General features: G+C 35.7%; 6 protein-coding genes. 5 read left to right on the top strand and 1 reads right to left on the bottom strand.

What is annotated here, in order from left to right; genetic code table 11:
* Positions 1-10: 10 nt before the first annotated feature.
* Positions 11-2,749 (bottom strand): glycosyl hydrolase, encoded by a 2,739-nt coding sequence (locus AC1DVP_RS06950; RefSeq protein WP_477182775.1) that lies wholly within the window; start codon positions 2,747-2,749, stop codon positions 11-13.
* Between the two features lie 349 nt (positions 2,750-3,098).
* Here AC1DVP_RS06950 and AC1DVP_RS06945 point away from each other — a divergent pair, with 349 nt between their 5' ends.
* From AC1DVP_RS06945 to AC1DVP_RS06925, 5 genes are all read left to right on the top strand, one after another.
* Positions 3,099-6,269, top strand: a complete 3,171-nt coding sequence (locus AC1DVP_RS06945) for a SusC/RagA family TonB-linked outer membrane protein (protein ID WP_477182774.1) — start codon at positions 3,099-3,101, stop codon at positions 6,267-6,269.
* A gap of 25 nt (positions 6,270-6,294) precedes the next feature.
* Complete coding sequence (locus AC1DVP_RS06940) at positions 6,295-8,400, top strand: RagB/SusD family nutrient uptake outer membrane protein (protein WP_477182773.1); 2,106 nt, start codon at positions 6,295-6,297, stop codon at positions 8,398-8,400.
* Positions 8,401-9,056: 656 nt separating this feature from the next.
* A complete protein-coding gene (locus AC1DVP_RS06935; RefSeq protein WP_477182772.1) occupies positions 9,057-12,188 on the top strand; it encodes a SusC/RagA family TonB-linked outer membrane protein in 3,132 nt (1,043 codons plus the stop codon).
* A gap of 24 nt (positions 12,189-12,212) precedes the next feature.
* Positions 12,213-14,168, top strand: a complete 1,956-nt coding sequence (locus AC1DVP_RS06930) for a RagB/SusD family nutrient uptake outer membrane protein (protein WP_477182771.1) — start codon at positions 12,213-12,215, stop codon at positions 14,166-14,168.
* A 142-nt stretch (positions 14,169-14,310) separates the two neighbouring features.
* On the top strand, positions 14,311-15,816 hold the full coding sequence (locus AC1DVP_RS06925) for a sialate O-acetylesterase (protein ID WP_477182770.1): 1,506 nt from the start codon (positions 14,311-14,313) through the stop codon (positions 15,814-15,816).
* Positions 15,817-15,833 lie beyond the last annotated feature (17 nt).

The following is a 15,833-nucleotide window of genomic DNA, read 5'->3' as shown; positions in this document are numbered from 1 at the left end:
TGGGATTCATTTAATTCTTGATTTCATTTTTTAATGGAGTAATAGAAACTGGACCTAATAATCCGGAAGGAGTTAGATCCCATTTGGTCGCGTCAAATTTTTTATAATCTTTGTCAACCATATTGATTTCATAAAATATTTTCCATTCTATTCCTTTGAGTTCCATATCGCGGACTCTGTTGGCTCCCAAATTAGTGACTTGAATTTTAAGTTCGTTTTTACCAGGTTTCAATTTACCAATATTTAATTGATAAGGAACAGACCAAGCCGTACCAATATAGGTGCCGTTTAACCACACTTTAGCGCTTTCGCGAACATCGCCAAGATCTAAATTCCAATTGTCTGCAATAACTTTTGGACTGTCGAATTGTAAAGTATAAGTAGCAGAACCAGAAAAAGCTTCGGCTTGCGGTGATAATTTTGTCCAGGATTCCAGAGCTGTTAAAGTGGCTGGCTGTGGAAGTTCAGGGCCTCCTTTGTCAAAATTCAATTGCCATTTTCCGTTTAAAGGAATTGCTGCAGATGCTGTTTCCCAATAATTCCATTTTTGTACAGTTGGCATCTTCTCTGTAATCAGCATCAATGATTTTCCTGCTTCGATATGTAATTTTACCAATGTTTGATTATCCGATTTTTGAACGATTGCATTGCCATATTGATTAGTTAACGGATCATAAATAACCACTTCTTTATTGCCAATTTGCAATGGAATCATTCCGTCAATAGTTTTGTTGGTATGATTGACTAAATAGTACAGTTTTTCATTATCTAGGGTTCTTCTTGTGAATTTTAGTCCTGTATTGACCAAGCTTTCAGGGATGATATTTTCTGAGCTCAAACTTTGTACGATGTCTGAAACAGGTTGAGTTAAGTCTTTATTCTCAGTTATTAATTTTTGAAGCTCTGTGTTTTGTTTTTCATATTCATTAAATCCAGGAACTGATTCTGGCAGACTTTCAAAAATAATTTTGGCACCGTTTTTCTTTAAATCAATCAACTTTTTTAATGTTTCCAACGGCATTGTTTTACAGACAGGTACAACCAGCGACTTGAAACTCCCGCCCGGCAAAATAATTGCCCCGTCTTTTACAGCTGCCTGTTTTATAAAGGCATCCGAAATGAAATCGACGCCGTATCCTTTGCTCATTAAGTTTTTTGTAGTATCATAAAATGAAGTTCCGTAAAGCCATTCGGATAAAGAATGGATTTTGAACTGCAAAAATAAAGAACCGTTATTGTATTTGTTCCAAGTGTCATAGATAGGCCAGTACAGTAAAATTTCGTTGTCCGGTTTTCCCTGCTGCAATAATGACTGGCAATTGGCGATATATGAAAATAAGCTTGAAGCGTCTTCCCAAATAGTGTTGTTGCTGTTAAAATTTACAGAAGCATAAAACTCCCATCCTGGCCACGCTGCTCTGGTTGGAGAGTATGTAGAACCATGTAAAAAGGCATGATTGACTCCGTTTAAAAACAAATCTTCTACTTCGGGCTTACATTGTGATAAGGCAGTTTTGAAGTGTTCTCTCAGCCATGTAAATGATTCTGAAGATACTAATGGTTTTCCTGAAATGTGTGCGGCAGATGATGAAAATTTCAGCATTACAGGATCAGCATCGCCTTCGCGGATATCTTGCTTTTCACGTCTGAAACCAGGAATGTCATAAGGCATAGAGCCAAAGGTTTCGCATTCTGGAATATCGGCGGAGGCATATAAATCGATTAAATTTCCAGGGGAGCCATGTGCCTGTAATTTGGTTTTGTAGTTTTTGCTGTTTGCCCATTTTGTCCAAGGCAGATCAAATTTATTTAGTAACAAATCAGAAATGGTTTCTCTATAATCACTTTTTATTCTATTGCCTATTTCATTATCGTTCTCGCTTAACAACTGTGGGAGGTGCTTTTTTAAATCGTACCCTCTACGTTTCTCGAATTTCTGAAGAAATAAAGGAGTGAAATCAGTCCCGTATACTTCATAGCTATCGTTAAAAATTGCACGTAATTTGCCTTCAAATCCTGTTAATGCTTTGTCAAAAGGGACTACATAAGCATTGAGAGCGTCTTGAGAATAATGATCTAAGGTATATCCTTTGCCGCCTGGCGCCGCACGCTTTACCTGCTGTCCTGTTTTGCCGGCAAAAACAGCATACAGGGTATAGTTTTTCTTTTTGGCTTTCCAATTCAGGACATATCCGTTTAATTGACTCGTCAGGTCTAAATAAGAACCGTCGTCTCCATAAGCCGAAACCGATATTAATTGTGCTGGTATTTTTTCCTTTTCAGGATCAGCTTTTATTTCTTTATTAAAAAGTTCGTTTTTTTGAACTTGATATTTTTCTATGACTAATTTAGTTGCTGCATAAGGAAGCGTAACTTGCGGTCCGCCATAAGGCCAGCCCGTTCCAAGAACCATGTCGACCTGCATACTCAAACTGTCTGCAATTTTTACAGTATAGCCTAACATTTCCATATATTTTGGCGACAAATAATCAATGAAGTTATTCTCTTCGCCTTTTACACCATAGATAGGAGTGATTTCTACACCGCCGATTCCCGCTTTGTGAAAATCAATTAAACTTTTTTTCAGACCGGGTTTGTCAACAGCATTTCCCATCCACCACCATCGTGCCCAAGGCTGATTTGTATTGCTTATTTCCTGCAAACGAAATTTAGATACAGTTTGTCCAGAAGTTATAGAAATAAATGTCAGTGCAATTACTGTAAATAAACTAGCTTTTTTAAGTATCATTTGTGGCTAATTAGTTTTTGAATGAATTTAGGATATAAAGAAACGTAAAAATAGAATTATGTATTCTAATAGGTGTCCTGTTGCGTCCTGTTTGGCGAAATTGAGACTTTCGTAAAATTTCTTTTTTTTGTAATCAATATTTTATGAAATTATTTAAAAAAAATATTTTTTCTTAAATAATCTTTAACTGTATCTAAGTGACTTATTATGAATATTTTAACATTCAATTTGTATTTATTATGAATTTTTATACAATAAAATGTAGTCATCTTGCAGGATACTGCAGGATAGGAAGCATTATAAGGATAAATAATTTTGAGGATTAATATTAACCTATATTTAACTTTTTATGAAAAATAAAACAAGTCTTTGGGTTTTTATGGTTTTGTTTGCTTTGTTACAAACGGTAACATATGCGCAGAATAAGACCATAAAAGGAGTAATTACAGACCCAACTGGATTACCAATTCCTGGAGCAAATGTTGTAATTAAGGGATTAAAAAAAGGAATAAGTTCTGACTTTGACGGTCATTATTCTATTGATGCTAAAGTGGGAGACATTTTAGTTTTTAGTTTTACGGGAACAAAAACAATAGAGAGAGTCGTTGATGCTTCAGATGCTCTTAATGTGACTTTAAGAGAAGAGAGTGCAGTTCTTAATGAAGTTGTAGTTATTGGATACGGTACTGTTAAAAAGAAAGATGTAACAGGGTCTGTAGTGAGTATAAATGCTGAATTGTTGGGTTCAAGACCTGTGTCGAGTGCAATGGAAGCACTTCAAGGTAAAGCGGCTGGGGTAGATATTACCTCAAGTGAGCGTCCTGGAACTGTAGGATCTGTTCGTATTCGTGGAAATCGTTCATTGACAGCTAGTAACACGCCATTGTATGTTGTAGATGGTGTGCCGTTGATGTCTGCTTCTGGTATTGAAACAATTAACCCGAGAGATATCGAATCGATTGATATTCTTAAAGATGCCTCTGCAACAGCTATATACGGTTCTAGAGGGGCTAATGGTGTTGTTATTGTAACGACTAAACAAGGGAAGTCTGGTAAGTTCAGTTTAGATTATGTTGAAACTGTTACTGTGTCGGATATTATAGATCGTGCTCCTTCAATGAGTGCTTCTGATTTTATCGATTTTAGAAGACAAGCAGCTTATAACCTTAACTTTGAACCTGGTTCAAAAACAACTTACGCAAGTCCTAAGTCTCCAACATTGGCTAATGACAAATTAATCTTTGGCAGCCCTTTAGACGGTGAAACCTCTAGAGATAATGTATTAAAAGGTTGGGAAAGCGGAAGCTGGGATCCTTCTAAGGTAACTAATACAAATTGGACTGATTATGTAACTCAAACAGGTATTGTTAATGAGCGTGTTTTGAGTGCAAGTGGTGGATCTGATAAAGTAAATGCTTATGGTTCTTTTGGTTATTTAAGTAATCAAGGTACTCAAAAAGGGCAGTCTTATGATCGTTATACTGCAAAATTGAGTGCAAATTTAAAACCAACAGATTGGTTTAATTTTAATGCTTCGTTTAATGTTTCTTGGAGTGAGCAGGAATACGGAATGTCAACTTTGGGGGCAAGAAGTAGTTCAACTCCTGATGCTATTTATGGGGCTGCTAAATCTATTTACAATATAGCTGTACCTTATTATCCAAATGGAAATTTAGTTATTAACCCTGGTGGAGAAAATAGTGTTTATACTATTATGGATGAGTGGAATAAAAGCCAACAGGATTCACAAACTATGCGTGTTTTGGCAAGTTTTGCTGCGACCTTAGACTTTGGTAAAATTTGGGCTCCTGTAAAAGGACTTAGTTATAAAATGAATTTTGGCCCTGATTTTAGACACTGGAGAGAAGGTGTTTATATCGACGGTACTTCTTCATTAAAAATAAATGCGGATGGTTCTGCAGGAACTAATTATGCGCGTCTTCAAAATCGTCGTGACTTGTCATGGACTTTGGATAATATGTTGGTTTATGATCGCACTTTTGCAGAAAAGCATAAAGTTGGATTTACTTTACTTCAAACAGCTTCTGCATGGAATACTGAAAGCTCAGCAATGAGTGCTAATAATATTCCAAACCCTGCGTTTTTATGGAATGCTTTTGATACAGTAGATTTAACAAATGCTGCTAATAAAGCGAGTGTAGATTCTGGTCTTACAGAACGTCAGCTTAGTTCTTATATGGTTCGCTTGAACTATGGTTATGATAGTCGTTTCTTGTTAACGATGTCTGGACGTTGGGATGGAGCATCTCAGCTAGCAGAAGGTCATAAATGGGACTTTTTTCCATCAGCAGCTTTGGCTTGGCGTATAGATAGAGAGTCATTCATGGAAGACACAAAATGGATTAACAATTTGAAACTTCGTTTTGGAGTGGGTACAACTGGAAACTCTTCAGTTGATCCTTATGCAACAAAAGGAGCTATTACAGGTATTTACTTGCCTTTCAATGGAATTAGTAATGAATTGGCCTACACGACTAATGAGCCATATTATACTAAAAATTTAACAGGGATGGCTAACTCAGAATTGGGTTGGGAAAAAACTACTCAGTACAATGTAGGTCTTGATTTTGGGGTTTTAGATAATCGTATTAGTGGTAGTTTGGAGGCATACGCTTCGTTTACAAATGATTTGATTATGCAAATGAATATTCCAACATTGACAGGATTTCCTACTACTTTTGCAAATGTTGGTAAAACTGAAAACCACGGTATTGAGTTGACGCTTAATTTTATTCCGGTACAAACTGCTGGTGGGTTTGTTTGGGAGTCTAACTTAAATGGGGCTTGGCAAAAAGATAAAATTGTAGAGTTGGCTTATGGTAAAAATGATATGGTTGACAATGCTTGGTTTATTGGTGAGTCTTTAGCGGTGCGTTATGGTTATGATAATTTAGGATTATGGCAAGATACTCCAGAAGATCAAGCTGAAATAGCTAAATGGAATGCTAACGGTGAGAAATTCTCTCCAGGGAAAGTACGTCCTAAAGATCAAAATGGAGATTATAAAATGACAGCAGATGATAGAGTTATTTTAGGAAATAGTAATCCAAACTGGACAATGGGTTGGAATAACACTTTTAGTTTTAAAGGTTTTGATTTAGGGATAAATCTTTATGGGCGTATGGGGTACGTAGCATCATTAGGAGGAGAAGCAATGACTGCTCACAGTAATCAACGTGAAATCGATTATTGGACACCTGATAACACTGGAGCAGAATATCAAAAACCAATTTTAGGACAAGCAACTTCAGGTTCATTAGATAGTTATTCTGGTCTCTTAGGGTTTAAAAATGCTGGTTTTGTAAAAATTCGCAACATATCACTAGGTTACAACTTTCCTAAAGAATTGAATTCTAAGGTTGGTTTGTCTCATTTGAAATTGTATGCACAAGCGGTTAATCCAGGAAGTATCTATCAAGCAGTAGATTGGTATGATTTTGATGTGAACAACACATACTACAACCGTAGTTTTGTTTTCGGTCTTGAAGTTGGATTTTAATAAATAACGTTTAAAAATTTTAAAAATGAAAAATATTAGAAATATAGGATTTGGTTTATTGATACTCATAGGAGTGTCAATAAGCTCTTGTTCAAATGATTTTCTTGACGAAGATTTAAATTCTCAGTATGCTACTAATTATTTTGATACCCAAGCAGGTCTTGTAGATTTATCGCAATCTCTTTATGGTAATATTCGTTGGCATTTTGGATTTGGCTGGTCACATGCTATAACGAGTTTAGGATGTGACGAATTTACTACAGGTAATGATTTGACTAATGAAATGTGGAATACCTATGATAGTCGTTTAGGGCCTGTAGGTGCTTCGGTAGCAACAGGAGCCGCTAATGCTAATGCTACTTCTCCTGCAGCACTTTGGGATGAGATGTATTTTGGAATTGCATCTGCTAATACGATTATCGCTAAAGCAGATAAAGTAATAGCTGATCCAGTTATTCGAAATCGTTGTTTAGCGCATGCTTATTTTATGCGTGGTTACAATTACTATCGTCTTACTGCTCAATATGGTGGTATAGTTCTTCAAAATGAACCGATTGTAACTGTAGTACGTAATTTTAAACGTTCGACTGAAGAGGAATCTTGGGCACAAGTTATTTCAGATTTAAGAAATGCATACAAGAATTTTTCTGGAGAAGTTTATACTTATGGTAAAGGAATTACTTGGACAAAAGCTACGGCTGCTCACTTTTTAGCAAAAGCGTTGCTTTTCCGTTCATCTGAAAGATGTGCTGCTTGGAATGCTCAATATAAGGATGCAGATTTGAAAGAAGCTATTGATGTTACAACATATGCAATTGGTGCTCGTGGTGGAAAATTAACTGCAAATTATAGTGATTTATATGCAAATTGGACAGGGGTTGATTGTCCAAATGAGCAATTAGACGAAATATTAATGGCTGCTGGTTTTAATGCAGATGCCACAACAGCAGGTCGTTTTGGAAATCAAACTGGACCTTCTTTTACACCTCAATTCTCAAGTTTTTCTGGAGGATGGGTAGCGCGTGGTGTTTGGATAGGGTCTATGGATTTTCAAGCTTGTCGTCCTACAGAGTATGCTTATTCTGTTTTTGATCACGTTAACGATGCTCGTATGTGGAAAACTTTCAAAACAGTTTACGGAACAAATGCAGTAAAGACTGCTGGTCTTGGAGTGAAATTAGGTGATCCTGGTATTGTGATGATTCTTAATGATAAAAATGACCATACTTATGATTCTTATAAGTTTGGTTGTGCTGCTACACAAAATCCAAACTGGAAAGATGATGCAGGCCGTTTAGCGGCATGGACTGTAGGTAGCCGTCAAACAGCAACTACAGGTGCATTAACCACTACAAAAGGACAATTTGTTCCTAATTCTTTAGTATTGTACCAAAATGGTAATTATGTAGCTTCATCATTTGGAAATCAGGCTAAATGTAATTTCTTTGCAGGAATAAATAAAACAGACGATGGTTCACGTAATGCAGAAAGAGCTAACGCAAACCGTGATGTAATTATGGCTCGTTTGGCAGAGACATTTTTGATACGTGCAGAATGTTATGTGCGTTTAGGACAGTATGCTCAAGCAATGAATGATATCAATGTTGTTAGAGCACGTGCACAATGGAAAAATGGAGAAAACAGATCGTTCTATAGCGATGGATCTCTTGCATTTAAAAATAATCCTTTAAATGTAGGAACGGCAGCAACTAATTACATTAATTCTAATTTAGATATGAATACGTATTATTTGTCTAATCCTCAAATAGCGCTTACAACAGCGGCGTCTGATTTGACTTTGAAATCATTTCCAGCTAATTTGCCTTCAGAAGATGAAATCATTCTTTCTAGAATTGGAGCTTCAGGAGATTATCAACGTGCATTGCATTTCCTTCTAGACGAACGTACTCGTGAGTCATTGGGTGAATGGGATCGTTGGGAAACTTTATCTCGTACAGGGACTTTGATTGCAAGAGCTAAAGCCTTCAATCCAGATGCAACATTAATTAGTGCGAATAAGCATGAGTTGCGTCCAATTCCGCAATCATTTATTGATGGATTATTGAATGAAGATGGTACTAATTTAACAGCTGCGCAAAAAGCGGCTTGGCAAAATCCAGGTTATAATTAATCTGTTTAGTTTTTTTAAATACAAGAAAGGCTGTCTAATTTAGACAGCCTTTTTTTATGCTTATAATTAGGTTTTTAATATGTTGTTTTTTCCAGTGTGTACTTCAAAGCACTGCTGTTAAGTTTTTAATATTTCCCAATATCGCGAAAAACTTAATTTTTCTTTTCTTTATTTCTGCTACGGATATATGTCGGTAATATTTCGATTAAGTCTTGTGATGCTGCTGAATCCGATTTTGTTTTATTGTCTATAAATACATTTGACGATAGGCCATTCAATTCTAATTAATATATTAACTTGATATAGTTTGTATGAGTTTAAAGTCATAAAAGATATCGCTGAAATTGATTTATGTTTTAAAAAACATAATGATTTTATGATGAAATTTTCAGTATGATATTTTTTTGTGAATAAAAAAACATAAATAATTTAAAAAAGTATAATTTTTTATGATTATGTATTTTTTTAACATATTTTTTGGTATTTAGTTTCAATTCAATCGATTGCACAGTGTATAAAAGATAAAAATCCAATAATAATTTTATAAATCACTGATAATTATTTATCTGCAAATGTAAATACAGGATAGTACAGGATAGTGCATGAAAGTGTTCTGGATAAATTTGAATTAACTAATTAACTAAAATTTAACTTTTATGAAAAACAAATTAATTTTTCTGCTCATTATTGCGGTGATTTCGTTGCTGGATTCATCTCTTTATGCGCAGAATAAAACTGTAAAGGGGACGGTGAAAGATGCGTCAGGAATTCCTGTACCAGGAGCAAATGTGAATATTAAGAATTCCAAAAACGGTACTAGTACTGATATTGACGGATCATATTCTATAAATGTTCCAAAGGGATCTATCCTTGTTTTTAGCTTTGTAGGTTTTAAAGCAGAAGAAAGGACTGTTGGTGATGCAGGAACTTACGATGTCTCATTAAAAGAAGTTGATAATACTTTAAATGAAGTGGTTGTTGTAGGTTATGGAGTAAGGAAGAAAAAAGATCTGACAGGTTCTACAGTAAGCATGAATTCGGCTGAAATTACTTCTAGACCAGTAGTAAACGCAGTTCAGTCTATGCAGGGAAAAGCTGCAGGGGTTGATATTGGCTCAAACGAACGTCCTGGACAGGTAGGAAGTGTTACTATTCGTGGAGCTCGATCAATTTCAGCTTCAAATGCTCCTCTTTATATAGTAGATGGGATTCCAATGAATACAAGACTTGTTACTGATTCAGCAGGAAAAATCAGTGTTGATCCAAATTCGGGTGGGATTGATTTTTTAAACCCTAATGATATTGAAGCAATTGATGTCTTAAAAGACGCTTCGGCAACTGCCATTTATGGTTCTAGAGGTGCTAACGGAGTAATTATTATAACAACAAAAAAAGGAAAAAATGGAAGATTCACCATAAATTATGACTCTTCTATCGTTACAGAAACAATACATGAGAATGCTCCTAATATGAATTCGGCAGAATATATTAACTTTCGTCGTTGGGCAAAGTATTATGAAAAACCAGCTACTGTTCCAAGAGGAGATGCACCAACTATTGCAAACGACAAAACTATTTTCTTAGCGTCTGCTGATCCATCAGCTTGGGCAAATATCGAAAAAGGATGGAAAGATGCTAATGGGAACATTACTACCACTTGGGATGGCTCTAAAGTAGCAACTACAGATTGGACAAAATTTGTTACCCGTACAGGAATTACCCAACAACATAACTTAAGTGTTAGTGGAGGTACTGAAAAAATGAAAGCCTATGGTTCTTTTGGGTACTTAGACAATACAGGAACTCTTTATGGTCAAGGCTATAAACGCTACAGCGGTAATGCTAATGTAGATATTACGCCAACCAAATGGTTCTCTATGGGAATTAACCTTAATACTAGTTATAGTATTAATGAATATGGACAATCCAACACAGGAAGGAATGCAGTTACAAGTTCTACTGGAATATATGCTTCTGCCCGCACAAATCTTCCTTATACAGTTCCTTATGATGCCAATGGAAACAGAATTGATAACCCAGGAGGAGATACAGCCATTAGAACGCCTGTTGATGAATATAAATACTCACAAGATCAGCGTGCAAGTATTCGTGCTTTTGGTAGTTTATATACTCAGTTTGACTTGGGAGCAATTTCCTCAGCGCTTGATGGTTTAAAATACCGTCTTAATTTTGGTCCAGATTTGACCTCTTTCCGAGATGGAGTTTACTTAGATGCTAAGTCTGCTGTTCGAGCTGGAACAAATTTTGCTTCCTTAACCACTGAGCAAACTATTTCTTATACGTTAGACAATTTGATTTTTTATAACAAAACTGTTGGTAATCATGATTTTGGGTTAACCTTATTGGCGAGTCAGACACAATATAAAAATGAAGGAAGTTCTATGTCTGCTACTGGTATTCCAAACCCTGCTAATAAATGGAATGCATTAACTCCTTCTAATGTACCATCACTTTCAGGTTATTCTACAGGATTGATTGAAACAGGACTATTGTCATATATGGCTAGAATAAATTATGGCTATGCAGACAAATACTTGTTAACAGCTTCCTACCGTCGAGATGGGGCATCACAATTAGCTGCTGGAAATAAAAATGCTGATTTTCCGAGTGCATCTGCTGCTTGGCGTATAGACAAAGAGTCATTTATGCAAAAAGCGGAATGGATTAATTCATTAAAATTAAGAGTAGGATATGGTGTTACAGGAAATGCTGCAATACCTGCTTATGCAACTCAACCTTCCCTAACTGGAGTGCTTTATGGAACTCTTTCAGGAGTTCTAAACAACACTTCTTTAGAAAATTTAGCATTAGGCTGGGAGAAAACTTCACAGTTTAATTACGGTTTGGATTTTTCTATAATTAACAATAGAGTTTCGGGTGCTTTGGAATATTATACAAGTACAACCACCGATTTATTATTAAAAAGCAGTGTGCCTACTGTTCTTGGATATAAAGACACGTATCAAAACGTTGGAGAAACAAAAGGAAATGGTGTTGAGCTTACTTTGAATACTATCAATGTTAAAGCAAAAGACTTTGAGTGGAGTTCTAACTTTAGCGGTTCTTATCAAAAAAGTCATATAGTTGCCTTACAGAATGGTAAATTTGATGACATCAACAATAACTTGTTTATAGGCCAATCTCAAAATTCAATTTATGGATTCGCATCAAATGGAATTTGGAAAACAGAAGATGCAGCTGAAATGGCAAAATTCAATGCTAATGGAGCTGGATTTACTGTTGGAAATGCAAGACCTGTTGATCAAAATGGTGATTATAAAATTGATGCCAACAATGACCGTGTGATAATAGGTAATAAAGATCCAAAATACATAGCAGGATTAACAAATACTTTTAATTACAAAAATTTCTCATTGTCATTCTTTGTATATGGTAAAATGGGATATATTTATGATACAGGTGGTGAGAATCAAGGAGCAAGACTTAGTCAAAGAGAAATTAATTATTATACAGAGATTAACACCAACGCAGAATATCAAAAACCAATTGCTTCAGCAGGAACAGGTGATCAATACTATCCTATTTTAGGATATCGAAATGGTTCGTTCTTGAAAATGAGAAATATCTCATTAGGATATAACTTCACAGATGAATTAGCACAAAAGATAGGACTCTCCAAACTGAGATTATATTTTCAAGTAAACAATCCTGGTATGGTATTTACAAAAGTTAAATGGACTGATTTGGATACGCAAACAACGGCTTCAAACAGAGGAGTTACAATGGGATTAAACGTGCAATTCTAAAATTGAATTTTAATACAATAAATTATGAAAAATTATAAAAATATATATATCCATTTAACTCTAGTAGCTACATTGGTTCTTGGCAGCTCTTGTAGTGATAATTTCCTAGATGAGGAATTGACCACAGCCTATAATAAGGATTATTATAAAACCGAAACAGGGATTCAAGCTTTAGCAGTTGGAACGTACTACCAAGTATTTGCAGCAGAATTAGCTACTGAAGTTGCACTTACTGCAAATGAATCAGGTACAGATGAATTTCATGCTGGAGGAGATCCTTCAAACTGGACTTGGAATTCTTATGCTTCAGGTTTTCAGGCTTTTGTAACTGTTTCTAATGCCAATACTGTTGCGGCTAACACCAATTGGGACAATTTGTATATCGGAATTGGTAATGCCAATCAATTAATTGAAGCTGCTACAGCAATTGTATCCACTAACGCTGCTATCAAGAAAAGGGCATTGGGTGAAGGATATTTTTTAAGAGCTTTCAATTATTTAAAATTAGAAAGTCAATATGGAGGGGTACCTTTAAGATTAATTACTGGTTCGACTACGACGGTAGAAAGAGAATTTACCAGAGCTACTGCACAAGCAGTCTTGGATCAAGTAATAGCAGATTTTACACAAGCGTACGATTTATTGGATAATGCAGGATTTCCAGCTAAAATTACAAAAGATGCTGCTGCACATTATTTGGCAAAAGCGTATTTAGCCCGTGCCAGTGAAATTAATGACAGTTGGAATTCTGGAACAAAAACTGCTGATTTACAAAAAGTAGTTACTTTATCAGATGAGGTTATTTCTCATCATCCATTGACAGGAAATTTTGGTGACTTATGGAATTATACGGTAGCGGACGGTGCAAATGAAAAAGTTTCTGAATTAATCTTGTCAGCACAGTTTAATGCTAATGCTTTGACGACAGGAGGAAATCAACAACACTTGCATTTTCTTTCTACTTACGACCAGTTGCCTCAAATGAAGCGTAACCTTGCAGGAGGAAGACCTTTCAGTCGTTTGGCGCCTACTTATTTTATGTATGATGTATTTGACCAGGTAAATGATTCTCGTTTTTGGAAAAGTTTTCAAACCAAAAGTATTGTTAACAATGCCTCTGGAGCAGTTTATAAAAATGGAGATTTAGGTATCATGTATATTATCAATAATGCTGCAGATACTCGTTTTGCAAAAACCAAAAACAATGACAATCCAGCAATACTTTACAAAGGGAAAACTATTCCAAGTGTATATGTAGCTTATGCAGCAGATAAAGTGGGTTTAATGGCTGATGTAAGATTTCCATCTTTAAGCAAACACTTAGATGGTAACAGAGTAGATGTAAGTACTACAAAAGGATCTCGCGATATGGTATTGGCGCGTTCGGCAGAAACTTATTTGTTGGCAGCCGAAGCTAAAGTACGTCTAGCAAAAGCAGGATCAGGATCATTTGCAGATGCTCTTCCTTATATCAATACTGTCCGTGCACGTGCCGCTTACAAAGCTGGAGAAAATCGTGCTCTTTATGCTGATGGTAATGGTGCTTACACGGTTAGCGGGCAAGCAGGAATTCCGATTTCATATATCCCAGAAAACTCTTATTATGAATCTAATAATATTACAACTCCAATAACTACAGCTACAAGTTTAGCCATAGCTAGTATTAGTGCTTTGCCTCCGTCTGATCTAGCTGTAATTGCAAAGTTAGGTTACTCTAGCGATTATGACAAAATGCTATGTTTGGTTTTGAATGAGCGTGCTAGAGAACTTTGCGGAGAGTTTCACCGTTGGGAAGATTTAAGCAGAACTAAGACTTTAGTAGTTAGAGCGAAGGCTTATAATCCAGAAGCTGCTCTAAATATTAAAGATTTCCATAATTTGAGACCAATTCCACAAACTTTCTTAGATGGAATTTATGCTAATGGAGTTCCTTTATCAGCAGCTCAGAAAAAAGAAATGCAAAATCCAGGATATAACTAATTTTTGATTTTATAAAAAATTATAAACCGCCTCATAACAAAATTTGAGGCGGTTTGTTTTTTTATAATCAGGAGAGTACAGGACGCTTAATCAAAAGTTGTCCTGTATTTTTAAATCCTCTACTCAATGTAAAAAAGAAGATATGAAAATGGTTAAAAAAGAACTGTTCCTTTTTTGTTTTATAATAGCTTGTCAATTGCTGCAGGCGCAGATAAAATTACCGGCACTTGTAAGTGATAATATGGTTTTGCAGCAAAATGCAAAAGTAAATTTATGGGGCTGGGCTGCGCCAAATGAAAACATTCAAATTCAATTAGGGTGGCAGACAGAATTAGTTGAAACAAAGGCTGATTCCAAAGGAAATTGGAAAGTTCAGGTTTCAACTCCAAAAGCAGATGAGAAAAAATATACTATTACGCTGCAGGCTTCCAACAAAATTGTACTTAATAATGTTTTATTGGGAGAAGTCTGGGTTTGTTCAGGGCAGTCTAACATGTTCTTTCCTGTTGGGAAACAAGAGGGAACTTGGAAAACAGGAGTGAAAAATTATGAAGAGGAAATTAAAAATGCTAATTTTCCATTAATCAGATTATTTACGGTAACAACTATAGCTTCTGAAAAACCATTAGATGATGTTAAAGGGAATTGGAAGGAATGTTCTCCAGAAAACGTATATGATTTTTCGGCGGTAGGCTACTTTTTTGGACGTGATTTATTTCAAAATATCAAAACTCCTATTGGTTTGATTTCTACTTCTTGGGGAGGAACAAAAGCCGAAGCTTGGACATCATCAAAAGTTTTAGAAGAGAATAAAGACTTAGTTCCGATTCTGATAGAAAATGCTCAAAAAGAAAAGCAATATTATACTGACTTAGAAGCGTATTATACAAATTTGAAAAATGGAACTGCAGCTACAGAACAAAAAAAACCAAAGAAAACGGATGAGAATAAATATCCGTATGTTTTGTATAATGGCATGTTGCACCCAATAGTTAATTATACGATGAAAGGGGTTATCTGGTATCAAGGAGAAAGTAATGCCGAAAAAGCACAGCTGTATCAAACTCTGTTTCCTGCAATGGTGCAAAATTGGAGAGACGACTGGAAACAAGGTGATTTCCCGTTTTATTATGTTCAGATTGCGCCTCACAAAGGTCAGAATGCGTACATCCGTGAGGCACAGCTGCTTTCTTTGAATAAAATTAAAAACAGCGGCATGGCGGTTACAACAGATGTTGGGAATGAAACCAATATTCATCCGATAGATAAGCAGACGGTTGGTTACAGACTATCACTTATTGCCCGTGCTCAGACTTATAATGAAAATAAACTCGTGTATTCAGGTCCCATATACAATCACATGAAAGCAGATAAAAAGCAGATACAGCTGTTTTTTGACCATGCTGAATCCGGACTCCTGCAAAAAGGTGATGTTCTGAAAGAATTTGAAATTGCCGGCGAGGACAAAGTTTTTTATCCTGCTGCTGCTAAAATTAAAGGAAAAACAGTAGTAGTTTCTTCTGAAAAAGTAAATAAGCCCACAGCTGTCCGGTTTGCATGGAAAGCGGTTCCTGATCCAAATTTATTCAACACCGAAAATCTACCAGCATCACCATTTAGAACGGATAATTGGGAAAATCAGAAATAGGATTTTTCCAAATGAAT

The organism is Flavobacterium sp. P3_A6 (assembly GCF_056403035.1).
This window is presented reverse-complemented; position numbering and strand designations above follow the sequence as displayed.